We start from the raw sequence: 25,666 nt of genomic DNA, 5'->3' as shown, positions 1-25,666 counted from the left end.
CATCGGCCACCCCGGGATCATCGATCGAAACCGCATAGGGCATCACCGCAATCTCACACGAAGCCGAGCTGATACGCGGTATGATATTGCGCCATCCAGTGATCGGGATGCCAGTCGAGCACGGGCGTACCGGCATCGGGAGCGAAGGCGGCGTCTTCGACAGCTTTTGCGCCGTCCCCGAACAGGTCCGGTTTGCCCGCCGTCGCCGACAGGATGAAATCGCCCTGGGTCAGCTGGCTCATCGTCACATTGTGGAGGACGATGAAGTCGCCATTGCCAAGGTTGATGGCGCCGTTCGCGCCGACCTGGGTGAAGCCCGCCTGCAGCGCCGCGAAGCTTGCGAAACCAAAGGCTGAGACGTCGATCTTGTCGGTGCCACGCGCGAAATCGCCGATCACGTCGCCGCCGGTGCCGCGTTCGAAGACAAAGGTGTCCACTCCGCCCTCGCCGAACAGCACATCGTTGCCGCCCTTGCCATTCAGCGTGTCGTTGCCGCGCCCGCCGAGCAGATAATTGCCGATCGCGTTGCCGGTCAGCCGATTCGCGAGATCGTTGCCGACCCCGAACGGCGTATTGCCCTCCAGCACCAGATTTTCGACATTGGCATAGAGATAATAGCCGGCACCATTGATGTTGGCATAGACGGTGTCGGCCCCGCCGCCGACCGCTTCGAAGGTCAGGTCATCGGGGGTGTCGACATAATAAATGTCGTTGCCCGCACCGCCGTCCATGAGATCATAGTCTCCAAGACCCGAGGCCCCGCGCAATATGTCGTTGCCCGCACCGCCGACAAGGATATCGGTAAAGAAGCCCGCGCCGCCGATCAGCGTATCGTCGCCGTCCTCGCCATAAAGCGCGTCGGCGTCAGCGCCGCCGTCGAGGATGTCGTTGCCGAGACCGCCCACCAGATAATCGATCCCGGCATCGCCGAACAACTGATCGACACCGGCTTCGCCGAACAAGCTGTCTACGCCCGCACCACCGCGGATCACGTCGTCGCCGAGACCGCCGAGCAGCAGGTTCGCCCCCGCATTGCCCTGGAGCGTATTCGCCAGTTCGTTGCCGACCCCGAAAATGTCGCCCGCGCCGGTCGCGAGGGTCAGGTTTTCGAGATTGGCGTAGAGATAGTGGCCGACCGATGCTGTCACCGTGTCGGTGCCGCCGTTCAGGCCTTCGAAGGTCAGGTCGCCCTGCGCGTCGATGACATAATTGTCATTGCCGGCGCCGCCGTACATAAGGTCGGCGCTCGCACCACCATTCAGCATGTCGTTGCCGATGCCCCCGATCAGTGTGTCGATGCCCGCACCGCCGTTGAGCGTGTCATTGCCCGCGCCGCCGTCGAGCGTCGAGCCGAGAAGGATCGTGCCAGCCGCCGCAACCGTGTTGGCCGCCGAAATGTTGAGCGTATAGGAACTGCCAAGGGCGATGGGGCCGCCACCGTCCGACTCAGCGCTGTAGGTCGAAACCATAACATAATAGGTGCCCGCCGTCGTCGCATTGAACGTCAGGAAACTGTCGAGAGAATTTGCCGAGCCGACGTCCAGATCATTGGGGCTATCGTCATTGGTCGTCATCAAACTCGACGGGCCGTAGAGCCCAGGGCCGAAGAGCGCGATGATCGAATCCATGCGGAAACTGTTATCAATGTCGATCGTGATCTGGGCCCCAGCCGTCAGCGTGAAGCTATAAACATCTCGCTGGAGGCCGCCTTCACCGTGAACCGTGACGCTGTTCACTCCAGCGCCGACGGCCTGGATCGAGACGTCGCTGCTGTGCGGCGAAAAGCGCCCGTCGAGCGAGAGTGCCGACGCGATTTCGCCGTTGCGGAATGCCGCCGACTTGATCACATCCTGTGAACCATTGACAATGCTGGCGCCAATAAACGCGGTCATGACATCATCGCCGCTGCCGCCGATCGCACGCTCGATCGCGCTGAGCGTGTCATTCCCTTCGCCAGTCGCGATGCCAGTCGCCAGATTGACCGTGACCGCGCTGGTCATATGGGCGTAGCTGACCGTATCCCAGCCAGCCCCGCCGTTGAGGCTGTTGTTGGCCGCATTGCCGACCAGCAAATCGTCGCCATTCCCACCAATCGCATTTTCGATGACGGCCCCGTTGGCGATGGTGAAGCCGCCCAGCACGCCGCCATTGCGCGAGACGAACCCGCCGCCGCCTTCCTCGTTGCGCAGGGTGGCCGCCCGCAGGTCGATGATCGCATCGAGCTGGCTACCCTGTGCCGAGATGGTATCGGTTCCCCCGACGTCCCAGATCGTCATCCAGCCCGTGCCAGCCTGGTTAAGCGTCGGCATGGTGTAGGTGGTGTTGCCGGCGCCGGTGCTGGTATTCGCGCCATAGAGGAACTGCACCGCAGCGATATCGAAAGCCCCGGGTCCCATCTGCCAGCCATAATTGGCCGACGGGGAGATACCGACGTCTTCATAGCCGTCATTATAGGTCATCGTCGTGAAGATGCCCTGGTTGAGACCAAACGGCCCGGTCGAAAAGGCGTCGTCGAGGCCGGGAAAGCTGCCGTCACCCGGCTCATCGGCATGCGGATGCAGCAGCCCGATGCCATGACCCAGCTCATGCACGAAGGTCAGGAAACTCAGGCCGCCGGCCTGATTGCTCGCGGTGGTGAAATAGGAGATCGTCGTGTTGAACTCGCCCACCATGTCGCCGGTCGTCGGCAGCGTATGGCGGCCCAGGACATCGGACGGCAGGCTGCTGCTCAGGCGGCCGACGAAGTCGTAGCCGGAACGGCTGCCCGTTCCGTCATAGGCGGTCGTTGCGGCCTGGAACCGGATGTTCGCCACCGCGGCCCAGCTTGCGAGCGCGGCGGCATAGGCGCCGGCCGCACCGTTGGCGGCCCACAAGGCGCCGCCGTTCAGCCCGGTATCGCCCGGATTTCCCTGCAACGCATAGATCACCGTCGTCGCGGGGCGAAAGGCGACGCCATAGACGAGCGTATCGATGAAGACATTGCCGCTTTCGCCGACAGTCTGGAGGCGGGTGGAAAGAACCATGGAACGACCCTATTCGGCTGAAAAACGGATGGAAGGAAAGCGATAGGATATCATGGACGTGGATCGGACGAACCTGAAAAGATTTTCATATCAGGCCCAGAAACCCTGGTCGATCCATGCGCCGTGGATCTGCGCGCCGAAACGGATCGGCATAAGATCCAGATCGGTGTCGCCGACGAACAGGGCGTCGATCTTGCCCGCCGCTTCGAACGGATCGAGCTTTGGCGATGACGCCGACAGGATGAAATCGGTCGAGGCAAGCGCCGCCATATCGACCCCGTGCAACACGATCAGGTCGCCCGAACCCAATTGGATCGCGCCGTCGGCGCCCGCTTGCACAAAGGTCGCCTGCAGCGCCGCGAAGCTCGCGAAACCGAAGGCCGAGACGTCGATCTTGTCGGTGCCGCGCGCGAAGTCGCCGATCACGTCGCCGCCGGTGCCGCGTTCGAATATGAAGGTGTCCGCGCCGCCCTCGCCAAACAAGACATCGTTGCCGGCCTTGCCGTTCAATATGTCGTTACCCGCGCCGCCAAGCAGATAGTTGCCGGTCGCATTGCCGGTCAGCCGGTTCGCAAGATCGTTGCCGACCCCGAACGGCGTATTGCCCTCCAGCACCAGATTTTCGACATTGGCGTAGAGATAATAGCCCGCCCCATTGATGTTGGCATAAACGGTGTCGGCCCCGCTGCCGACCGCCTCGAAGGTCAGATCGTCGGGGGTATCGACATAATAAATGTCGTTACCCGCGCCGCCGTCCATCAGGTCGTAATCGCCGAGCCCGGAATCGCCGCGCAAGATGTCGTTGCCCGCGCCGCCGACGAGGATGTCGGTAAAGAAGCCCGCACCGCCGGTCAGCGTGTCGTCGCCGTCCTCGCCATAGAGCGCGTCGGCGTCGGCGCCGCCGTCGAGGATGTCGTGGCCGAGCCCGCCGACCAGATAATCGACCCCGGCGTCGCCGAACAACTGATCGGCGCCGCTTTCGCCGAACAGGCTGTCGACCCCGCCGCCGCCGCGGAGGGCATCGTCGCCGCCGCCGCCGAGCAGCAGGTTCGCCCCCTCGTTGCCGGTGATCATGTTGGCGAGCCCGTTGCCGACCCCGAACAGGTCGCCCACCCCCGCCGCGAGTTCGAGATGCTCGACATTCGCAAAGAGATAATGGCTGGCCGAGGCGACGACGCTGTCGACGCCCTCATCGGCATTTTCGAAGATCAGGTCGGCGCTGTCGTCGACGCGGTAGCTGTCGCTGTTCTGCCCGCCGTACATGCGATCGGCGCCGATGCCGCCATCGATTAGATCGCTGCCGGTACCACCCACGAGGGTGTCGTTTCCGCCCTCGCCGAAAATGCTGTCGGACCCGCTGCGTCCGTCGATGATATCATCGCCATCGCCGCCGTAGAGGTCGTTGATCGCATTGTCGCCGGTCATGATGTCGGCGAAGCCGCTGCCGACCGCATTTTCGATCGAGTCGAAGATGTCGACGTTCGCGAGACCGTCGGTCGCGGACCGTGAGAAGAGCGAAAGCGTGACGCCGCGGGCGCTGTCGATATAGCTGGCCGTATCGCGGCCGGTCCCGCCAAAGACCGTGTCGCGCCCCGCCCCGCTGATCAGCAGGTCGTTGCCGTCCTCTCCCAAGAGCGAATTATCGCCGCCGCCGCCGCGCAATATGTCGTCGCCGCCATTGCCGTAGAGATAGTCGGTGAAATCGGTTCCGGTGATGACATCGGCGAGGTTGCCGCCGAAGACCAGGCTGCCGTCCTGTCCGGCCATGACGCCGGCAAGCGATATCTGATTGGCGAAGTCGGCCGGCAGCGCGATGAAGGCGACCCGTTCGACATTGCGGAGGGCGCCGCCCAGCAAGCCGACACCGGTCGCGCCGGACATGCCGGCCAGATCAGCGATCACGCCCTGCCCGGCGTTCGACAGATCGAGCGACAGCGTGTCGTCGCCGGTACCGCCGTTGATCGCATCGCCATGACCGGCAAAGAAATAGTCGTCGCCGGCGCCGCCGAACAATTGATCCTGATCGGCATCGACCAGAAGCTCGTCATTGATGTCGCCGCCGGCGCGCAGGACATCGTTGCCGTCGCCGCCATGGAGCGCATCGCGGCCGATGCCGCCGATCAGCCAGTCGTTGCCGAGTCCCCCCGTCAGCGTGTCATTGCCTTCGCGGCCATAGAGTCTGATGCCGACCGTCATCACCTCCCCGGGCGCCGAATAGCCGGTGAGGACATCCCCGAACCGGCTGCCGTCGACCAGTGCCAGTGCCGAAATCGATTGCAGGACGCCCGTTCCGTTGGCGACGCTCTGTCCGTTCTGGAGCGGCCGGAAATCGATGGTGACGCCCGCGGAGGCGCCCTGCAGGTTCAGCCACAGGAGCGATTGCGATCCACCGCCCCAGACGCTGTCGTTGAACCCCGCGAAGAACAGCCCGCCGCCGGTGCCGACGAGGACATCGGCGTCGGCGGCGATATCGGTGCTGGTAAAACCATCCCAGCTATCGGAGATGAAATAGCCCGAGGAGGCGGAGGTGATGCTGTCCGCCCCGGCGCCGCCTTTCAGCTCATTCTCGCCAAGACCGTCGGTGATGATGTCGTTGCCCGCGCCGCCATCGATAAAGTCCCGATCCGCGCCGCCGTCGAGGACGTCGTTGCCGCGCCCGCCGATCAAAGAGTCGGTGCCGCCACCGCCCGAAATCCGCACGCCGGTCGCGCCGTCTTCGAAATCGGGATGCACGGCGACATAGTCGCCGCGGTCGCTGCCGGTGACGACGGTCGCCTGCCCGCCGGTCGCCGACACACGAACGACCTCGATACCAGCCAGGTCATAGGTCGCCGCCCCGCCGACCGCGCGTCCCGCCTGCAGATCGACGTCGAACCGCGACGTGAAGGTGATCGTGTCGTGACCGGTCCCACCGTCGATCAACCCCGTCGCAGCAGCGGCTCCGGTCGCGCCGCCGACGAAAAACTCGTCGACACCGTCGCCGCCATGGACCCGGTCGCCGATGCTGACATTCCGGAAGATATCGTCGTTGATCTGGCCATAAAAGCTGTCGGCAAAGGCGGTGCCCAGAAACGTGTCGCGGCCGCTGTCGCCATAGGCGGTGACCCCCATGCCATAGCCGGTGAAATCGAACAGGTTCGACTGGCCGCCGCCGACGAAGCGCTCAACGTTGCTGACGACATAGTCGCCGACGCGTATCTGGTTGGTCGTTCCGGCGACGACCGAAAATGTGAGGTCGAAGCCGGTATAGTTGAAATCGACCTCGAAGCTGTCGGTGCCCGCGCCGCCGTCGTAGGTCGACAGGGGCTGGCCGATCGTGACGTCGTTGACGATGAAGCGATCGTTGCCCGCCCCGCCGGCAATATTGTTGCGACCATAGCCCGTGGTAATGACATCGTCGCCGTCGCCGCCGTCGATGACGTCGTCGCCGTGACCGCCGTTGATCGTGTCATTGCCGCCGAGGCCATTGATCGTGTCGTCGCCATTCGTCCCGTCGAGCGTGTCGCTGTCCGGCGTGCCGTTGATCGTCGCCATCTCCAAACTCCCTCTTGTCGGTCCCGATCAAGCCCATGCCAGCTGGTAGCCTATGTCGTACCGGTGCATCCAATGGTCGGCATTCCAGTCGATCGCGGGAACGGCCGCATCGATCGACAGCGCCGAGTCATCGGCAATTTTCGGCGCGTTGCCGAATGTGTCGGTCTTAGGCGCCATCGCCGACAGGATGAAATCGCCCTGGGTCAGCTGGCTCATCGTCACATTGTGGAGGACGATGAAGTCGCCGTTGCCGAGGTTGATGGCGCCATTGGCGCCGACCTGAGTGAACCCCGCCTGCAGCGCCGCGAAGCTTGCGAAACCGAAGGCCGACAGGTCGATCTTGTCGGTTCCGCGCGCGAAATCGCCGATCACGTCGCCGCCGGTGCCGCGTTCAAAGACGAAGGTGTCCGCGCCGCCCTCGCCAAACAGCACGTCGTTTCCGGCCTTGCCGTTCAGCGTGTCGTTGCCGCGCCCGCCAAGCAGATAGTTGCCGGTCGCATTGCCGGTCAGTCGGTTCGCGAGATCGTTGCCGACCCCGAACGGCGTATTGCCCTCCAGCACCAGATTTTCGACATTGGCGTAGAGATAATAGCCGGCGCCGTTGATGTTGGCATAAACGGTGTCGGTCCCGCCGCCGACCGCCTCGAAGGTCAGGTCATCGGGGGTGTCGACATAGTAGCTGTCGTTCCCCGCGCCGCCGTCCATCAGGTCGTAATCGCCGAGCCCCGAATTGCCGCGCAATATGTCGTTGCCCGCGCCGCCGACGAGGATGTCGGTGAAGAAGCCCGCGCCGCCGATCAGCGTATCGTCGCCGTCCTCGCCATAAAGCGCGTCGGCGTCGGCGCCGCCGTCGAGGATGTCGTGGCCGAGCCCGCCGACCAGATAGTCGATCCCGGCGTCGCCGAACAACTGATCGACACCGGCTTCGCCGAACAAGCTGTCGCCGCCCGCACCGCCGCGTATCACGTCGTCGCCGACGCCGCCGAGCAGCAGGTTCGACCCGGCATTGCCGACGATAGTGTTGGCGAGATCGTTACCTACACCGAAGATATTGCCCGCGCCGGTCGCCAGCGTCAGCTTTTCGACATTGGCATGGAGATAGTAGCCGACCGACGCCGTGACGCTGTCGTTGCCCTCACCGGCATTCTCGAAAATCAGGTCATTCGCGCTATCGACGAAATAGGTGTCGTTCCCGCGCCCACCGGCCATCCGGTCGTTGCCGACGCCGCCGTTGAAAATATCGTTCCCGGCGCCGCCGATCAGTTCGTCGTCGCCTTCTTCGCCGAAGACCGTTCCATTGACGGTACCGAGACGGCCATCGAAGACGTCGGCACCGCCACCGAGATAGGCATTGCCGACGATCTGGCCGGAATTGACAACGAACTGCGCCCTGCCGTTCGGGTCGCCACGCGGGCCGTCGGGCCGGTATGCGAGGTCGATGTCGCCGTTGATCGTGCCGCGGTTGACGATTTCATATCCGTTGTCGCTCGACAGAAGGTCGTTCGCACGCGCCGCGATCGCGATATCGGCGGTGATCGTGCCTTCGTTGAGGATATAGCCGTTTCCGGAATGGTTCAGCACCTGCGGCGCCGGCATCAATATCCCGATCGAGCGCACGGTGTCGCTGCCGGTAACGGCCTCGATACGACCGTAATTCTCGATACGGATGAAGCCGCGATCGCTCTGGATCGCGGTCGCCAGCGAATGGCCCGACTCGACGAACAACAGACCGTGATTGATGATCGGTTGCCCGTTGACCGTATAGATCCCCATCGCCTGACCGTTTTCGGAGATGGAGTAAATCTCGCCGCTGTTGGTGATGCGGTCGGCCCAGGTGCGGATGGCGAAACTATGGTTGCTGATGCTGTAAGTGCCGATCACGCCGCGGTTGTCGATAAACCCGGAACCGCCGATGAATATGGCGGTCGAAGCACTGGGGGTATCGCTGATCCGGGTATGATCGATCAGGATCGAGCCGTTGTTCACGATCCCGCCCATATAGAAGAAGCTGACGGCCTCCACCGCAAAATCGGTGTCTTGGAGGATGACGCCGTTGTTGGTCAGTATGCCTTCGAAATTATGGCCGGAGAAAATAGTGTTCGACGTCGTCGGCGAACCCAGCCAAAGCTCGTCTTCGGTAATTGTGAAGGTGCTGCCGGGGTTGTACATATCCCCGATATAGGCGTTCGAGCTGAGGTCAGCGCCGGGGATGATCCCCGGTTGCGGCGCCGCGGCGCCCGAGATGGCATCGAGCCCCGACGCCTGCGCCGCCAGGCTGGCGACGATCGAAACCGTCACCCCCGCCCCGACGAGCACCGTTTCGCCACCCAGCCGGTAGCGTTGAAAGCTGACGCCTTCGACGACCGCCGTGCCGTCCAGCTGCCAGCCGCCGACCAGCGTCGTGGCCGCCGACGAACCGGTCGTCACCTGAATCGTCGCGTCGGTGGCGAGGCTAGCGCCGACGCTGCCTTGGCGCAGGATGAGGGTCTGTCCTGTCGACAGGCCATAGGATTCAACCCCGCGCAAGCGGCCGTCATCGACCGCCGTCAACAGATCGATCGTGCGTGCGCCGCTCGCGAACGTCAGTGTGTCGAAGCCCCGCCCGCCGTCGATCAGCGCAAAGCGGAAATCGCCGGCCAACACGCGGTCGTTGCCGCTGCCCGCCAGCACATCGTCGCTGCCCAGCGAATGAATGACATCGTCGCCGAACTCGCCGTACAGGCCGTCATTGCCCGCGCCGCCGCGCAGTTCGTCGTTGTCGAAGCCGCCAAGCAGCAGGTCGTTTCCGTTGTTGCCGAGCAACAGGTCCGCGCCGCGGCCGCCGAGAACGACGTCGGCCACGCTGCTGCCGCGAAATTCGTCGCTCCCGATGCCGAGGTCGACGAGCCCGTTGATACGGCCCTGGGTGGTATCGACGAGATCGTTGCCCTCGGACATATAGACCCCGCCGGTGATCGTGCCGGCGTTGTTGATGACATCGCGTTCGACACCGAGTTGAATCTCGCCGAATATCCGGCCGCTGGCGAGATTGTTGACGATCAGATTTCCGGACGAGGAGGCGATCGCGATGTCGGCCCGAATGGTGCCGCTGTTGTCGATCGAGCCGAGGCCGGCCTGCATGACGATCGCCGCCGACGGATTGACGCCCGTCGCCCGCGCCTCGATCAAGCCGGCGTTGACCAGCATCTTGCCGTTTTCGGGTCCGGTAGTTCCGCCAAGATAGATCGCGGTCGCACCGCTGTAATTATACTCGCCGTACAGAAAATTGCCGCCTTCGGCGATGATGCGCCCCGTTGCGGTATTCTCGATAAAGCCGCCATCGGTACGCAGAATGGCCGTGGCCTCGAAATCACCCCGCGCTGCGATCAGGCCGGAATTGACGATCGACGCCGAACGGTCGATGTCGAAGATAGTGGTCGCTGATCCGTTTCGGCTTAGCGCCTGCATTGTACCGCTGTTATCAAGATGTGCGAAGCCGCTTCCCGCCTCGAAATTCAGCACGCTCGCACCAATAACAGAATTGGCGTTATCGGCGATCGCCACCATCGTTCCATTATTGTCGATGAGTGCATAACCCAATTCGCGTCCGGCACCGTCGATTATATATGCTGAGGACGCGTTGTGCACCCAAAGTGTCCCGTTGTTGACGAGGTTCACCATCCCCCCGGCGTCGGCGCTGGTCACCAGGCCGTTCGCGAAGCGACCGAAAACCGTCTGCCCCGCCGCGATCGTGGCGTTCTGGCTGAGGACATAGGGCGTCAGGATCGGCGTCGCCGCCGGGTCGTGGCCGATCTGGTCAATCGTCGCCGTCGCGCCATAAAGGCCGACGAAATTATTCGCGGTGAGTTGCGACAAGGTCACATTTTCAAGCGTAAGCGTCTCGCGCAAGGAGATATGAAAAACGACATTGGCCCCGTCCTGCACCGCCAGACTGGTGATGTCGTTCAGATAGCGAATACCGTAATGGGTCAGGTCGAGCTTGTCCTCGGCGACGTTGAAATCGGTGATCCGGTCGCTGCCGGCGCTGTGCGCCAGTCCCTGATCTTGGGTGAAGCGGAAAATATCCGCTCCGGCGCCGCCGGTGAGGACGTCGTTGTTGCGCCCGCCGTCGATGATGTCGGCCCCGCCGCCGCCGGTGATGATGTCGCGCCCGGCGGTGCCGCCCAGCGTTTCGGGATCCACAGTGCCATTGATCGTCGTGACCGGAGCCAGGTTCAGCAGCGACCGTCCCTGCCCGCCGCCACCGATCGCCAGATCCGGAAAGAAATTGCCGTCGACAAAATCGGCGACAACTTCATTCTGGAATATGACGAACGTCGAAAACACGCCGTTCCCGAGCCGGTCGATCTGAAGGATGACGTCGTTGCCCGATTGGGTCAGCCGCACGATCCCTGCATCGAAAGGCGATTGGCGGTTGTCATAGCCCGTGCCTTGCAAATTATTGATGGCAAAGGTTTTGATGTCGAAAAGATTGCCCATGTTGCCGGCGGTGAAGTTCGTGAAGGTGATGACCCCCGTCCCCACGAGCGGCTGGAGGTGATAGAAATAGACCGCGCCGATATTCGTGAGGGTCAGCCCGCCGCTGGCAATCGCGCCGACATGAACCATGCCCCCGTCTGCGCCCCCGTCGATCGTCGCCCGTCCGGGTCCGGTTTGTTCGAAGGTGATGCTGTCGGAGCCCGCGCCGCCGTCGATGGTGACCCGGTCGCTGGCGCTGATCGATGCGATACGCACGGTCAAAAGGTCGTTGCCCGCGCCAAGCCAGACGGTCGACGAACGCCCCGATTCATCCCACACGATATCGTCACCATCACCCGCGTCTATGGTGTCGTCGCCGTCGCCGCCGCGGATCGTGTCTCTGCCGGCACCGCCGTTAATGGTGTCGTTGCCGCCGAGGCCGTTGATCGTATCGTCCCCACTGGTCCCCTCGAGCGTGTCATTGTTCGGAGTGCCGTTGATCGTCGCCATAGTATCGTCCTGCCCCACAGAAAGTCGAAGTGGTATTCGTCACATCAAACCGAGCTGATGACTCGTCTGGTATTGCGCCATCCAGTGATCGGGATCCCAATGCCATCCGGCAATGGCATCGATCGGCGCCGCACCGGCCACGTCGCCGTTTTTCGCATCGCCGTCGAAGCTTTCGGCCTTGGGCGCCGTCGCCGACAGGATGAAATCGCCCTGGGCCAGCTGGCTCATCGTCACATTGTGGAGGATGATGAAGTCGCCATTGCCGAGGTTGATCGCGCCGTTCACGCCGACTTGGCTGAAGCCCGCCTGCAGCGCCGCGAAGCTCGCGAAACCGAAGGCCGAGATGTCGATCTTGTCGGTGCCGCGCGCGAAATCGCCGATCACGTCGCCGCCGGTGCCGCTTTCGAAGACGAAGATATCGGCGCCCGCTTCCCCGAACAGCACATCCTCGCCCGCCTTGCCGTTCAGCGTGTCGTTGCCGGCGCCGCCGAGCAGATAATTGCCGATCGCATTGCCGGTCAGCCTGTTGTCGAGTTCGTTGCCGACGCCGAACGGCGTGTTGCCGTCGAGGATGAGATTCTCGACATTGGCGTATAGATAATAACCCGCACCGTTGATCCTTGCGTACACCGTGTCGGTGCCGCCGCCGACTGCCTCGAAGGTCAGGTCGTCGGGGGTGTCGACATAATAGATGTCGTTCCCCTCGCCGCCGTCCATCAGGTCATAGTCGCCGCGACCGTTCAGGCCGTTCAATATGTCGTTCCCCGCCCCCCCGACCAGAATGTCGGTGTGGAAGCTGTTGCCACCGGTCAGGACGTCGTCGCCATCCTGACCGTAAAGGGCGTCGGCATCGTCGCCGCCGTTCAGCCGGTCGTTGCCCGCGCCGCCGACGAGATAGTCGACGCCCGCATCGCCGAACAGCTGGTCGGCGCCATCCTCGCCGAACAGGCTGTCGACCCCGGCCCCGCCGCGAAGGACGTCGTCGCCGCCGCCGCCGAGCAACAGATTCGATTCCGCATTGCCCTGGATCGTGTTCGCAAGATCGTTGCCGACGCCGAAAATGCCACCGGCGGTCGCCGAGAGGGTCAGATTCTCGACATTGGCGTGAAGATAGTGTCCGACCGAGGCGGTGACCTCGTCGACGCCCTCGCCCGCGATCTCGAAGATCAGGTCGTTCTGATTGTCGACGCGATATTTGTCGTTGCCCGCGCCGCCATGCATATGGTCTGCGCCGGTCCCGCCATCGAGAATATCCTCGCCGCCGCGCCCGAAAAGCAGGTCGTCGCCGGCGCCGCCTTCCAGCAGGTTGATCGCGTCATCGCCCGTCAGCGAGTCGGCAAAGCCGCTGCCAATGACATTTTCGATCGACACCAAAGTATCGATGTCACCGCCCGGGGCGCTGGCGGTTCCGGCGGCGAGCGAAAGCGTGACGCCGGTGTTCAGATCGTCGTAGCTTGCCGTATCGGTGCCGGCACCTCCGTTGAGCATGTCACTGCCGGTGCCACCCAGCAGCAGGTCGTTACCGTCGCCGCCGTTCAAAATGTCGGCTCCGCCCAGGCCGCGCAATTCGTCGCTGCCGACCAGACCCGACAGGATGTTGATCCCGGCGTTGCCGATCAGCCGGTTGTCGAGCGCGTTGCCGGTCAGGGCGATCGCCGTGGTTGCCGTGGCATCGACCGCCGCCAGCGTTTCGACCTGGGAATTCGCGCCGAGGGTATAGTCGATGGTCGCGTTGATCCGGTCATTCCCCTGGAACGCCAGTTCGGTGACCGTGTCGCCAGCATGGTTGACCAGATAGACGTCGTCGCCCTTGCCGCCATCGAAGGCATCGGCGCCGCTCGTCCCGGCGAACTGCTGGTCGCGCACCGAAAGGTCGATCAGGAACACCTGACCCGACGCATGGTCGCGATAGACGAGATGCTTGCCGTCGGGGCTGATGTCGAGCTGCGCGCCGGTCATGCGGCCCGCGCTCGGCGTCGCGCCGACATCGACGAAAAAGCGTTCGATTTCGGTGAAATTGGTCGTTTCCAGCGCGACGATCTCGCCGCCGACGAGGTGATAATAGAGAATATCGCCGCTGGGATCGAAGGTCATCGCGTCGACAAAGCCGCCGCTATTGACGCGGCGAAGATCATTGCCAGAAACATCGGAGATATTGATCGCGAGTTCGACGATATATTGGGCGATCAACCCACCGGACTCGCTGATCGACTGGACGCCGCTATTGAAGCCCGGCTGCAGCGGGCCGTTGCCGCTATCGCCCCTTACAACGAAGCGCCCGGCCACCTCGTCGTAAACCGACCACTCGCCGCCCGAGGTCTGCGACGACGCAGCGAGCGTGAGACGGCCGGAATCGGTCAGGAAAACGCGCGTGTTGTTTCCATCACCAAAAATGCCCTCGATCGGCGTGTAGGTGCCCGTGGCGAGGTCGAGCAGTTGCATCTTGCCGCCGTAGAGCGCGACAATGGCGTGGGTGCCGTCGGTCGCCTGGACATCGGTCGCATAAGGACCACTTGCCTGCGCAAAAGACGTCACCGCGCCGGTGTCGGTCGCCACCCGATAGATGGCCGCGGGTCCGCCGCTTTCGGCGCGCGTGAGGAGCAGGAACGAGCCGTCGTCGGACACGCTCATCGCGCCGAAGCCGGGTCCGAACTGCCATGTCGTGATCAGCGTGCCCGTCGCGGCGTCGAAGACGTGGATGCGCGAATTCTGCGTCGCCACATAAACGCGCGATCCGTCCGGGCTGAACGCGATATCCGACGCGCCGCTGGCCTGAATTTCTTTTGTCGTGACGCTGTCGTCGGCCAATGCCTTACCCTTTCTGGCAGCGTCCTAGGTCAAAATCTGACGGACGCGTGTTTGAATGTCACCGCCGGAACACCAGCATATGATCGATATTGTGCGGCATGGCGAAAATTCCGTCTTTCGCTATCGGACGCACGCCCGCGACCGGGTCGACGATTTCGAGCGAGAAATCATAGGCGAGCACCTCGTCGAGGAAGCCGCGCGGGTCGTCGTAGCGCTGGACGGTGAATTCCATGAAGATGGTCAGCGGGCGCTTCTGCTTCAGGATGCCGGTCATGCCGTGCCACACCTGTTGCTCGAACCCCTCGACATCGATCTTGATGAATTCGGCGGCGAGCGCATGTTCGATCGTGTCGAGCCGGCGCACCGGCACCACGACTTCCGATGTGGTATTGTGCGACCGGCTGGTGCCGGGAAGCAGAACCCGGCCGCCGCCCGGCGAACTGTCCTGCACCTCGAGCCGCAACTCCGATTCCCCGGCGCCGAGCGCAATTTTGTGGAGATCGGTAAATCCCGCAAAGCCGTTCACCTGCAGGCTCTTGTCGAGCAAGCCGGCTAGGCGGGGATTGGGTTCGAAGGACAGCACCCGCCCCTCTGGCCCGGTGAGGTCGGCGAGCAGGAGCGAAAAATAGCCGAGATTGGCGCCGACATCGAGGACCACCGAACCGCGCCGCACGCTGCGCAGCATCGCTTCGGTCACCCACATTTCCCAGAAGCCGTCCATCATCAGGTGGCTGGCGATGCCGATATCGCGCGTATCGACATACATCTTGTAGCGCCCCAGGACGCGGCACAGCGCCTCATGGTCGCCAAGATAGTGCGATCGGCAAAGGCCACGAATATCGGCTTCGTTGTCGTTGCGCGGATGGCTGAGTAAGCGCCAGATGTCGTAATAGTTGGCCGCGCCCATAAACCCCTCTTATTGCAGTCGATATCGTGCAATTTCTTGTGATACTAGCGGTATTTGTTCCATTTTCGCGACTTTGCGACAAGCCGCGCGACCAGGCCGCGGATGCGCGACCGTGGCAGCATGTCGACAAGCGCCACCAACAGATGTTCGGGCGAACAGGGCAGCCCGGTCCGCGGATCGGCATAGAGCGGGTAAAGGATCAGTGTCGCGGCGACCAATTGCTCCAGCGACAGCGGGCGTGACCGCTGTTGTGCCGCGCCGCGATCGTCGGTGAGCCCCCACCCGGCGTAAAAGGGCTGGCCGTACACACTCACCCGGCGCCCACGCAAAAGCGCCTCGAACCCCAACAGGGACGAGAGGACGTGCACCGCATCGACTCGTTCGAGCAGGTCATGGGTCGCTCCGTCGGCGAGGACGAGGTCCGCGTCGGCGGCGATCGCGGGCTCGCGCCATTCGCCGTCGCGCAGTCCGGCGACGACGTCGGGATGCGGTTTGAAGATAATGAAGCTGCCGGGATTTTCCCGCCGTGCGGCGGAAACGATCTGCGCGAAGGATATCCCGCCGCCGCCCGCGATCACCGACAGGTCGTCCGCGACCTGTCCCGCGATCAATATGATATGCCGGTCCGCCGGAAGATCGACGCGCTTGCCACCCAAATTATATTTGGTCGCGCCGTTCGTCCGGATCTGCGCGATCAGCGCGGCCGCACGGGCGGTCAGTTCAGCGTCGATCGATGCGGTCTGCAACAGCATGTCCAGATCGCCGGGACGCGCGGGGTCGTAATAGATGCCGCGCTTGTCGAGGACGATCGAGCAGGGCTGGACGAACGCCGCGCCGAGCCCGGCCGAGCGGATAAAGCCGTCCTCGACGCGCCAGACGGAATCTCCGCCTTGCAGGCGTTCCAGCGTCGCGACGTCGGTCCGCGATGGCCAGGCGGCAACCGCGCCCTCGACGCGGTGGGCTTCCCGGACGTCGGACAGGAAGGGTGCGTGGGGCGACCCGATCAGGAACTGGCGAATCCGCCGCCTCTTCCAGCCCGCGATGCCGAGCATCGCGCCAACGCCCGCAGTGCGTCCGGCAACCTCGCGCCAGAGCGCGAGATAGTCGATCATTTGATCGAGCGACCAATCGCGATCGTCATAAGGGGAAACATAGCGCCAGTCGGTCCGCAAACATACTATCGCCCGCTCGGCCACGGTCGCCGTTTCGGCATGCCTGGCCCGGCCCTTTTCGACCGCCACGATCCTCCGGCCCGCGAGCGCCGCCAGCTGAACAAAAACGCGCTCGGGGTCGTCGCAGTAAACCGTCGAAACGCGGTCGATCAGTGGCCACGGGTCCGATTTTTCATCGAACCGCGCATGGTGCGGCCAATCCGAAGCAGGGATATTCGGGGCCACCAAGAGGATCGGGCCGGGACACGCGCGCGCGCAAATGTCGAGCAGCACCTGCAAATTTGCCGGATCGCGGCAGACGATTGCGCAGATGTCGCCCTCGACCGCGCCGAGCCAAGCCGCCAGCCGGGCGTCGAGCGGGCGCCAGAACAGGCCGCCGACGCGGCCGCCGACGATCCGCGCTGCCACCGCTTCGACCGTGCCGGTCTCGGGCAAGGCGACGTGCCCGGCACGCCGCCGGATTCGCGCCTTGTGACGCCGGTGCGGCGGCAATGCCAGGATGGCCGGAGCCGACATCGTCGGATCAGCGCGTCAGCACGTCGACCGTCACGACGGGAGAAGTCAGCTGGTTGAGCATCTGGACCAGCTTCGCGAACTGCGCCGACCGGGCATTGGCGATCAGGACCACATCGTCGTCCTGCATGCGAAAGCGGCTGGCGACGAAATAGCTGCGCGGATCGAGAAGATTGAGGCGGTAGATGGTCGGCACCGACGTCACCGTGCCGTCCACGTCGGTATCGACATAGCGAAAGACGAAGACGCCGGTCGCATCGGCCTGATTGTCAATCGGCCCACCCGCGCGCGCCAGCCCCTCGACGAGCGAAACCGGCGTGTCGGCAAGCGGCACCTCGGCGACGTCGCGCGCCGCGCCAATGACCGAGAAACTCTGCTGCCGTTTCAGCAACTGGACGACATCGCCGGGCATCAGGCGGATGTTCGCGGCGTCGCCCGCCCGAATCTGGTCGAGCGGCATTTCCTGGCTTTCTCCCGCACGCGCCAGCCGTACGATCAGGTTCGACTGCTGATCGGCGGGACCACCCGCGGCGGCGACGACGTCGAGGACGCGTTCGCCCGCCGCGGTAATCGCGATGCGACCCGGTGCCTTTACCTCGCCGCCGACGGTGATCGACCGCATCGGTCCCGACGCGACGCGCACCAGCACGTCGGCCTGTTGCGACAGGCCGCGCAGCCGGGTGCGGATTTCAGCCGCGACCCCCTGCGGCGTACGTCCGAGGACGTCGATCGGCCCGACATAGGGGATGTTGATATAGCCGCCTTGCGGTACGCTAATCGTCGGCAGCGTCGCACCGGCCGCCGACACCGTCGGATCCTTTGCATTGCTGCCGCTGTCGACCGCGCCGAACAGGCGATAGCCGACCTCGAACACGACGATTTCCAGATTGTCGCCGACCAATATCTCTTCGCTGCTGGTCGTTCCGTCGGTGAACGACCAACCGGCGGACGGCAGCGTCGGCACCTGAACCTCGGTCCATCCGCTTTCGGTCAGGTCGACCAGATTGAGTGTGCGGCCGTCGGCGAGCGTCGCCGGTTTCGTCACCTGCCCGGTCGTCGGCGCCGCCGAAGGCAGCATCGCGCAGCCGCCGAGCGCGCCGGCCAGCAACAGCGTCGCCGCCACCGAGCGGATCATCGTCACCGGCGGGGTCCGGACAGCAGGCTGTCGTAGAGCGCGTTGAGCCGGTCCTGATAGGCTGGCATCGAGAATTTCTCCGCCTGCGCGATACCGCGCCCGAAAAGGTCGGCGCGCAGTTCGGCATCGGTATCGATCCGGCGCAGCGCCGCGGCAATGTCCTGAATATCATAAGGATCGACGAGCAGCGCCGCCGAGCCCGCGACTTCGGGCATGGAACTGGTGTTCGCAGTGATGACGGGCGTCCCCAAAGTCATGGCCTCGAGGATCGGTAACCCGAAACCCTCATAGAGAGAAGGAAAAGCCACACCCTTGGCCCCGCGCACCAGCAGCATGAGCAGCCGGCGCGGCAGATAGTCGATCCGCCGGATATTCTTGAAGATCGTCTTCATCGGCCGGGTCTCGTCGCGCTGGATCAGCGACAGTTCGACGTCGGCGCCCCATGCACGGCGACCGAGGACAACGAGCGGCGCCTTCACGCCCGAGGCGAGATAGGCCTCGATCAGCCGTCCGACATTCTTCTTCGGCTCGATCGCGCCGAAGAAGAGGAAATAATCCTGAAAATCGAGACGAAAAATGCTCTTGATCGCCTGCGCCACCTCGGCCTCGTCGCCGCTCGCGAGGCTCAGGCTCTGCGCAGAGGGCCTGATCGCCTGATAGGTGTTGGTGATCTTTCCCTCGGCTTCGGGAAAAAAGTCGACGATATCCGCGCGGCTCGCCTCGGACACCGTGGCGATATGATCGCCCTTGCGAATGCAGGCGCGCATCAGCTTGTGATAGATCTTCTTGTTGTCGAGGCTGGCATAGGGAAGCTTCATCGGCACCAGATCGTGCATCGTGTAGATGTTGCGCGCCCCGGCCACGCGGATCGGCCACGGATAGGTCCAGTGCATGATGTCGGGCGCATCGGGCAAGGAAACGGTCGTGAAGGTTCCGAATCGGCGAAAATTGCGCATCGCCTGGTCGAACAGGTCCGACACGGTGAACAGCCGGTCGAAATCGGGCAATCGGTGCGCAAAGGGCCGGACTTCCTGCTTGCCGTGCAGATCGACCTGCCGCGCCTTGCGCGCCTTGACCGTCCAGCTGAGTTCGCGGCCCCAGCCAAAGCTCCACGATCGCGGCGCCTTCGACTGATATTCGGCGCCGAGCGCTTCGAAGAAATTGACGTTGCGCAGGACTTTGCGGAACGGCGTGCGAAGACCATAAACGCCGTCGAGTTGATGGCCGGCGGTCTGAATCGCATGCGCGAGCGACATCGAATAAGTCGCGACACCGGTTCCAAATGGCAAAGCCAGATTAAAACCATCGATTCCGACCCGCATTATTCCTCCGACACTGTTGGGCGGAGTGGATCGTCGATTCGAAATTCCGCTTTAATTGCGTTCACCTAGCTGGAGAAACCGGTCATAGGCAAGGCGCAAGCGCGCGGCGAAGGCGGCTTCGCCATACCGTTCGAACTTCGCCGGCAGCGGCGTTCGCATCCCTTGTGCGGCCGCGTTCACCCGAACAATCGCGCCGGTGATCGACGCGGCGTCGCGCGGATCGACGAGCGCCGCAGCCGCGCCCAGAACCTCACGCGAGACGGGGCTATCCGACGCGATCACCGGAACCCCCGCCATCAGCGCCTCGACCGGCGGCAAACCGAAGCCTTCGGCGAGCGACGGCATCAGCAACGCACGGCAATCGACGGTCAGGCGTTCGACGACCGCATCGCCAAGCCAAGGCAACCGGACAATGTCGGGCGAAGCGATGTCGCGTTCGAAGGCGGCCCGGTCGCGGCGATCGGTCCAATGCCCGTCGGGCCCGGCAATCACCAGTTTCACGCCGGTTTTCGCCGCGCGCCACGCTTCCACTGCGCGACGGACATTTTTGCGGGGTTCGACGCTGCCGAGCAGGAGGAAATAGCGTCCGCGCTCAAGCCCGGCGGGCAAGGACGCCACGGCGCGCGGCGCCTCCACGGGCTGCCAGGTGCATATCGCGCGCCGCGCATCAATGCCGGTGAAGGCGAGCAGTTCATCGCGCACTCCTTCCGACACGCAGGTGAAACAGGCGCCCCGTTCGGCCAATGCCGTCAAAAGGCGGCGGAAACGGCCCGATGGGATGGCCGAATATTCGGGCTGACGGATCGGGATCAGGTCGTGGACCGTCACCACGTTCAGCGCCCCTTTCGCCCACATCGGCATCGGATGCGACCAATGGAAAAGATCGACCGGCCGATCCAGCCTGACGCCGCGCAGCCGGCCGGTCAGCGTGAACCATTTCTGGGCATCGGCAAAATAGCGCGCGTTTACCCGCATCGTTTCGCCGTCGGACCCGATTTCGTCGGTCAGCGATTGCGGCGGCGCGAACAAATCATCGTGACGTTCGATGCACTGCCGCAGCCGGTCGCGATAGCGGCGGACCCCCGTCCCCTGCCCCCAACCGACGCTCCGCTTGTCAAGTGCGACCCGAACCGTCATCTAGAGGGCCACGCAGCCCGCCGGCTTGCGACGCGAGCCTTTATCGATGATCGTCTTCAATCGGGTTTCCAAATCCTATGCGACCCGCAACGGGCGCCATTACGTCCTCGATAACGTCAGTTTCGCGATCGAAAAAGGCCAATCGGTCGGCGTATGCGGGCACAATGGCGCGGGCAAGTCGACCTTGCTGCGCCTGATCGCCGGCGTCGAACAGCCGAGCAGCGGCACGATCCGACGCGGCATGTCGGTGTCCTGGCCGCTCGGCCTGTCGAGCAGTTTCCAGAGCAGCCTGAGCGGGGCCGACAATGCGCGCTTCATCGCCCGCATCTATGGCCGTCCGGTCGACGACACGCTCGCTTTCGTCGAGGATTTCGCCGAGCTGGGCAATTATCTGCGCATGCCACTGCGCACCTATTCGGCCGGTATGATGGCGCGCCTCGCTTTCGCGGTGTCGCTCGCCGTCTCGTTCGACTGTTATCTGATCGACGAGATCACGGCGGTCGGCGACGAGCGGTTCCAGGATCGCTGCCGCGAAGCGCTGCTGCAACGCAGGCAGGAACGCAGCCTGATCATGGTGTCGCACGACCCCGCCACGCTCCGCGAATATTGCGATCGGGGCATGGCCGTGCGAGCCAGCGAAGTGCTGCAGTTCGACAGCATCGACGAGGCGATCGCGAGCCATTTCGCGCACGCCTGAACCCGCGGCCGTTTACGCGCGGTGTTCGCGAATGCCGGCGGTGACGATCATGAAAAAGGCATAGACCAACAGCGCACCGAGCAGGATGGTCGCCAGCGCGCGAAGCGGTTTGGGATAGACCGGCTTTTCCGGCGCGGTGGGCCGGACCACGGGGATCACGAACAATTGTTCCTTTTCGACGCGGTCGTTGGCGGACTGCAGCCCGAGCCGCGAAGCTTCGTAACGCTTGGCCGCAAGCTCCTGTTTCAGGCTGAGTTCTTCATATTCACCGAGCCGCTGCGATACCGCGCCGGGGGAGCCGGTCAGTCGGCCGCGATTGCGCGATGCCGCCGCTTCGAGGCTGCTGACATAGCCCTGCATAGCCACGACCTGCGGGCTGGCGGGGCTGAGATAGCGGCGCATGTCGGCGAGCCGGGCCCGCTGACGATCGATTTCGGCCTGTTGGGTGAGCGCCTGTTCCTGCTCGCCCTTGCCGCTGCTTTGCGGGTCGATGTCGCCGCTGCGGTTGCGGAACAGCGACATCGCCTTCTGTGCCCCCGACAGTTCGTCAGCCGCCTGCTGGAATTCGTCGCGCGCGATCTTGACCGTATTGTCGAACAGCCGGCGGTTGAGCGCGTTGATCCGGGCTTCTCCGAGCCTGATCACCGCCTCACCGATCGTGCGGGCATCGTCGGGGCGAAAGGCGGTGACCGTCACACGGGTGATCCCGGTGTCGCTGTCGAGACTGATCTGGACCTTGTCGCGATAATATTTGAGCAGATCTTCCATCGCCGGGTCGGATTCCGACAGCCGCGCGACGAAATCGGCTTCGGGCCGACGAAAGACGGCGGCGAGGTCGATCTTTTCGGATTTGAGCGCCCGGATCGCTTCAGGCGAACGGAGATATTCGATCAGGATGTAGCTGGCCTTGGCGCTCGGATCGAGGACCGGCGACACACCGAGAAGCTGCCCGAAACCATTCGCTTCGCTGCGCGGCGCGTCGAGACCGCGAATGACGAATTGCGCCTCCGAGCGATATTGCGGCGCGGCGATGAGAAACAGGTAGATGGCCGCCACCAACGTGGGAACCACGACGATCCAGAACAGCGCGCTGCGAACCAGCCGTCGCGGCCAGTGGCGTGGTGTCGCCGTGGCGTTTTCCGCCGTGTCGCCGGCCGTTTCGGTGATGTTGGTGTGGCGGTTCATTGCAACTCGATCCTGGGCCGGACGAACCTGATGGCGGCATAGCCAACCAACATCAATAGCGCCGAACAGACAATGGGATAGACGAGGTCCAGGCGGTCCGACGCGAAGTCGCGGAACTGCCCTTCGCGCAGCAATTCGAAGATATGCACGGTCGGGACCCACATAGCGACGCGCTGAACATTCTCGGGTAGCCAGGCCAGAAGATAGAAAGCCCCGGATATCGGAAGCGAGAGGTAAAGCAGCGGATGGATGATCCGCCCGAAAAACGAACTCTCGTGCGATGCGACCATGATGATCATCGCCAGCCCGAAGCAGAACCAGCTCATCAACACGAGTGCGAGGATGACCAGCAACGGATCGTGGATCGGCTCGGCAAGACCCAGATACTGGGCCACGAACAGCAGGAAAAAGAGCACCGCGCCGGTACTCACCATTTCGAGCAAAGACCGCGCGAGCAGCATGTCGAACAGGGTGACCGGGCGATGATAGAGCAAGGGCCGATTGGCCTCGAGCAGGGTTTCCGCGCGCGACAGTACCGAGCGGAACATGATGAAGAGGATGTAGCCGCCAAGCGCGAAAGGGACCGGCTGCACATTGCCGCTGATCGGCAATTTGTAATTGCCATGCAGCGCCGCGACGGCGACCGCGAGCAGCACCGGTTCCATGAAGATCCAAAGAAACCCAAGGTTTTCGCGGCCAAAACGCGTGTGCAGTTCCCGAATGACGAGCGCACCGATGACCCGCCTCCGGGTGTCGAGGCGCTGGAACAAGGCGTCGGTGTCGGCGGCTCGGGTCAAAGCGGTTCCAGAAATTCGGTCAGCTGCGAAAAATGATCGTCCCAGCTCGCCGGGCGCCAGGCGCGCGCCGCCTGGAGATGATGCTTCCTTAGCGGCGAATCGGCCGCCGCAAAATCCCGAACCGCCGCCATCCATCCCGTGGCGTCGAGCGGATGCAGAAACAATGGCGCATCGCCGCCCACTTCGCGGTGCGCCGCGATATCGCTGGCGATCACGGGGCAACCCATGTTCAAGGCTTCTGCCACGGGCAAGTCGAAACCCTCGGCGAAGGAGGGGGCGAGGAGCGCCCTCGCCCCGCGCATCAGGCCCTGCAGCGCGTCGTCGCCGGGAGTCCGCATCTCGACCAACACGTCGCGGAGCGCGGGCGAGCGTTCGATCATCGCGAGAATCTGGCCATTCTCCCAGCCCCGGCGGCCCGCGATCACCAGATGCGCCGCAGCCGCGCCGTCCTGCCGCGCCATCTCGCGCCACAATTTGAGCAGCAGCAGATGGTTCTTGCGCGGTTCGATCGTCCCGACGACGAGGAAATAGGGATGATCGCCGTTAGCTCCGGTCGACGCAGCGCGGGCCTCGGCAACCTCGGGCAAGGTGATCCCGAAGGGGAGCTTAGCGATCGGAGCGACGGGCAGGTCGCCGTAGAAGCGCGCGATCGAACGCGCCGTGTAATCCGAATTGACGAGCAGACCGTCGGCCAAACTCGTCGCCGCCGCGATCCGCGCCTGATTGGCCTTGGCATGTTTGGCCAGCGCATATTCGGGATATTCGATCGGAATCAGGTCGTGGACGAAATAGCAGATCTTGCCGCCGCACCGGTCGGCCCGGCGGCGCCATTGCCCCATCGCGCGGGCGCCGGGATGCGACACGGTGAGGAAGCGCGTACCGGCGTGAAGCTGCGAACGGACCGGGCGGAAGTGCCGCACCACCGACAATGGCGAGGTCCTGCCCACGGCGCCGCTCCAGCGGAGACGCTGCGCCTGGAGCAGCCTGGCCACGGCGGCGCGCGAAAGTGCGACCCAATGCCCCGGCGGGACAAAGGCTTCGAAGCTCGGTTCGATCGCGTCCGCCGCCATCAGGAAGGACAGATAGGCCTGTTCGACGCGATCGATTCCCGTCGGCGCCGCCAGATGGCCGCGTCGAACGAGCCGCGTCACATCGAAAATCAGATGCATGTGGGCTTCAAGCGGTCGGCGACGCGAAGGCTTGGCCGGTCAGACGTCGGGCGGCGCCCGCGACGAGCATGTCAAGCGCCCTCGGGTCATGGAAGCCACCGTTCACCAAGGCCGTCGCCCGCATCGCGCGGCACATCAGTTCAAAATTGTCGGCGTCGACCGGCGGTGGCTCGTCCCAGAAGCGCTCGAGGCCGCACTGCGCGGTGACGCCCGGAATGTCATAGGCCGCGCGGCCGAGACAAAAGACCGGGCACGCCTGTTCGAGCGCCAGTGGCCCGACCGTGCTGTTGATCGTGACGACGCCGGCCGCCTTTTGCAGCAACGGCGCGAGGTCGAAGCGTTCGATGAAATATACCCGGTCGGCGATCCCGTAACGCGACGCCCGATCCATCACATCGGCGCGCCAGCCGTCGAGGTCGGGATCGAAGGGATGCATCTTGACGAGCAGCTTCGTGGCGCGCGGCGCGTGGACGGCAAAGCTGTGAAAGACGCAGTCGATCGCGCTCGCCATGTCGGGGAAGTCCGAGTGGGAATCGATCTGGTGATCGCCGTCGAGTTGCATGGGAAAAAGAAAAAAACGCGAGTCGATGACCGCCGAAACCGCCGCAGAGCTGGCGGCATCCTCGCGACCCCGCCCCGCACGGCGACGAATCCATGCCCACATCTCCCCGACCGGCCCATTGCGGCGGTGCGAACGATAATGAGGAAAGAAGGGGATCGTCAGCGTCTGGACGACATAATAGCCAACCGCTTCGACGATCCGACGGCGAACATTGCTGGTGACGGGGTCGACGGGTTCGTCTTCATGATCGTCGGCAATCCGGCGCAGTTGATCGAGGTCGCGCGGCAGGGACGACCAATAATTGGTGCCGCCTTGTTCGAACGAGACGAAATTGGGGCGGAGCATCCCTTCTTCGACGACGAACACGCGAATTGCGCGCTGCCGGCAAATGGCGATCGCCTGAAGATGGAGCGGCCGATTGTCCCCGAACAACACGACATCGCTGATGTCGCTGCCCGACAGATAGTCGTCAAACCAGGCCGGGAATGCCGCGATATCGCCGCGAAAACCGGTGGCGCCCGATCCGCGCCAGTCCCACATATCGCCGCCGTTGAAATTGATCCGCGAGGTCCGATGGCCGCCCGCACGTAAAGCGTCGGCCAGCTTACGGAAAAACGGGCCCGGAAGCCCCTGGAGAAACAAGAAATGCCGCACAGGATAGGGCTGCGCGGCGGCCAGAGAGGTATCGGCATATTGGCTCATCTGGAGCATCGGAGACCCGTAACACCCTGAAACAC

The 25,666-nt window shown here is 63.7% G+C and carries 14 protein-coding genes; 1 reads left to right on the top strand and 13 read right to left on the bottom strand.

Features of this window, described 5'->3' with window-relative positions; all coding sequences use genetic code 11:
• Nucleotides 1–53: 53 nt before the first annotated feature.
• From AC3WS4_RS12850 to AC3WS4_RS12810, 9 genes are all read right to left on the bottom strand, one after another.
• Nucleotides 54–3,023: a M10 family metallopeptidase C-terminal domain-containing protein gene (locus AC3WS4_RS12850; protein ID WP_492738153.1), complete on the bottom strand. Its 2,970-nt coding sequence runs from the start codon at nucleotides 3,021–3,023 to the stop codon at nucleotides 54–56.
• A gap of 90 nt (nucleotides 3,024–3,113) precedes the next feature.
• Nucleotides 3,114–6,557 (bottom strand): beta strand repeat-containing protein, encoded by a 3,444-nt coding sequence (locus tag AC3WS4_RS12845; RefSeq protein WP_492738155.1) that lies wholly within the window; start codon nucleotides 6,555–6,557, stop codon nucleotides 3,114–3,116.
• Between the two features lie 27 nt (nucleotides 6,558–6,584).
• A complete protein-coding gene (locus tag AC3WS4_RS12840; protein ID WP_492738157.1) occupies nucleotides 6,585–11,525 on the bottom strand; it encodes a beta strand repeat-containing protein in 4,941 nt (1,646 codons plus the stop codon).
• Nucleotides 11,526–11,564: 39 nt separating this feature from the next.
• Nucleotides 11,565–14,333, bottom strand: coding sequence for a hypothetical protein (locus AC3WS4_RS12835; RefSeq protein WP_492738159.1), 2,769 nt, complete (start codon nucleotides 14,331–14,333; stop codon nucleotides 11,565–11,567).
• Between the two features lie 58 nt (nucleotides 14,334–14,391).
• A complete protein-coding gene (locus tag AC3WS4_RS12830) occupies nucleotides 14,392–15,240 on the bottom strand; it encodes an FkbM family methyltransferase (protein WP_492738161.1) in 849 nt (282 codons plus the stop codon).
• A gap of 44 nt (nucleotides 15,241–15,284) precedes the next feature.
• On the bottom strand, nucleotides 15,285–16,928 hold the full coding sequence (locus tag AC3WS4_RS12825; RefSeq protein WP_492738163.1) for a capsular polysaccharide export protein, LipB/KpsS family: 1,644 nt from the start codon (nucleotides 16,926–16,928) through the stop codon (nucleotides 15,285–15,287).
• Between the two features lie 7 nt (nucleotides 16,929–16,935).
• A complete protein-coding gene (locus tag AC3WS4_RS12820) occupies nucleotides 16,936–18,060 on the bottom strand; it encodes a polysaccharide biosynthesis/export family protein (protein ID WP_492739170.1) in 1,125 nt (374 codons plus the stop codon).
• A gap of 2 nt (nucleotides 18,061–18,062) precedes the next feature.
• Nucleotides 18,063–19,382, bottom strand: a complete 1,320-nt coding sequence (locus AC3WS4_RS12815) for a glycosyltransferase family 4 protein (RefSeq protein ID WP_492738165.1) — start codon at nucleotides 19,380–19,382, stop codon at nucleotides 18,063–18,065.
• Between the two features lie 51 nt (nucleotides 19,383–19,433).
• A complete protein-coding gene (locus tag AC3WS4_RS12810) occupies nucleotides 19,434–20,519 on the bottom strand; it encodes a glycosyltransferase family 4 protein (protein WP_492738167.1) in 1,086 nt (361 codons plus the stop codon).
• Nucleotides 20,520–20,565: 46 nt separating this feature from the next.
• Here AC3WS4_RS12810 and AC3WS4_RS12805 point away from each other — a divergent pair, with 46 nt between their 5' ends.
• Complete coding sequence (locus AC3WS4_RS12805; protein WP_056347418.1) at nucleotides 20,566–21,216, top strand: ABC transporter ATP-binding protein; 651 nt, start codon at nucleotides 20,566–20,568, stop codon at nucleotides 21,214–21,216.
• 12 nt (nucleotides 21,217–21,228) lie between these two features.
• On the opposite strand, the gene AC3WS4_RS12800 is transcribed toward AC3WS4_RS12805, so the two are convergent.
• Genes AC3WS4_RS12800 through AC3WS4_RS12785 form a run of 4 tightly spaced genes read right to left on the bottom strand, consistent with a single transcriptional unit; the run spans nucleotide 21,229 to nucleotide 25,640 of the window.
• The gene (locus AC3WS4_RS12800; protein WP_492738170.1) at nucleotides 21,229–22,401 is read right to left on the bottom strand and encodes a KpsE/RkpR family capsule polysaccharide export protein; all 1,173 of its coding nucleotides are present in this window, start codon (nucleotides 22,399–22,401) and stop codon (nucleotides 21,229–21,231) included.
• Nucleotides 22,398–23,198, bottom strand: coding sequence for an ABC transporter permease (locus tag AC3WS4_RS12795; RefSeq protein ID WP_162248573.1), 801 nt, complete (start codon nucleotides 23,196–23,198; stop codon nucleotides 22,398–22,400). Before AC3WS4_RS12795 ends, AC3WS4_RS12800 begins: the two co-directional genes overlap by 4 nt.
• Nucleotides 23,195–24,367, bottom strand: coding sequence for a glycosyltransferase family 4 protein (locus tag AC3WS4_RS12790; RefSeq protein ID WP_492738172.1), 1,173 nt, complete (start codon nucleotides 24,365–24,367; stop codon nucleotides 23,195–23,197). The genes AC3WS4_RS12795 and AC3WS4_RS12790 overlap by 4 nt, the downstream gene beginning before the upstream one ends.
• A gap of 7 nt (nucleotides 24,368–24,374) precedes the next feature.
• Nucleotides 24,375–25,640 (bottom strand): capsular polysaccharide export protein, LipB/KpsS family, encoded by a 1,266-nt coding sequence (locus tag AC3WS4_RS12785; protein WP_492738174.1) that lies wholly within the window; start codon nucleotides 25,638–25,640, stop codon nucleotides 24,375–24,377.
• Between the last annotated feature and the right edge of the window lie 26 nt (nucleotides 25,641–25,666).

Source organism: Sphingopyxis sp. EU05-FHT14B03 (genome assembly GCF_058790875.1).
Note: the sequence above shows the minus strand (reverse complement) of the source record. Positions and strands in the feature narration are given on the sequence as shown.

What these genes read in the sequence shown, in the direction of transcription:
- AC3WS4_RS12825 (WP_492738163.1), bottom strand. Translation starts at nt 16,928, where the DNA reads ATGTCGGCTCCGGCCATCCTGGCATTGCCGCCGCACCGGCGTCACAAG.
- AC3WS4_RS12830 (WP_492738161.1), bottom strand. Translation starts at nt 15,240, where the DNA reads ATGGGCGCGGCCAACTATTACGACATCTGGCGCTTACTCAGCCATCCG.
- AC3WS4_RS12810 (WP_492738167.1), bottom strand. Translation starts at nt 20,519, where the DNA reads ATGACGGTTCGGGTCGCACTTGACAAGCGGAGCGTCGGTTGGGGGCAG.
- AC3WS4_RS12850 (WP_492738153.1), bottom strand. Translation starts at nt 3,023, where the DNA reads ATGGTTCTTTCCACCCGCCTCCAGACTGTCGGCGAAAGCGGCAATGTC.
- AC3WS4_RS12845 (WP_492738155.1), bottom strand. Translation starts at nt 6,557, where the DNA reads ATGGCGACGATCAACGGCACGCCGGACAGCGACACGCTCGACGGGACG.
- AC3WS4_RS12815 (WP_492738165.1), bottom strand. Translation starts at nt 19,382, where the DNA reads ATGCGGGTCGGAATCGATGGTTTTAATCTGGCTTTGCCATTTGGAACC.
- AC3WS4_RS12805 (WP_056347418.1), top strand. Translation starts at nt 20,566, where the DNA reads ATGATCGTCTTCAATCGGGTTTCCAAATCCTATGCGACCCGCAACGGG.
- AC3WS4_RS12840 (WP_492738157.1), bottom strand. Translation starts at nt 11,525, where the DNA reads ATGGCGACGATCAACGGCACTCCGAACAATGACACGCTCGAGGGGACC.
- AC3WS4_RS12790 (WP_492738172.1), bottom strand. Translation starts at nt 24,367, where the DNA reads ATGCATCTGATTTTCGATGTGACGCGGCTCGTTCGACGCGGCCATCTG.
- AC3WS4_RS12800 (WP_492738170.1), bottom strand. Translation starts at nt 22,401, where the DNA reads ATGAACCGCCACACCAACATCACCGAAACGGCCGGCGACACGGCGGAA.
- AC3WS4_RS12785 (WP_492738174.1), bottom strand. Translation starts at nt 25,640, where the DNA reads ATGCTCCAGATGAGCCAATATGCCGATACCTCTCTGGCCGCCGCGCAG.
- AC3WS4_RS12820 (WP_492739170.1), bottom strand. Translation starts at nt 18,060, where the DNA reads ATGATCCGCTCGGTGGCGGCGACGCTGTTGCTGGCCGGCGCGCTCGGC.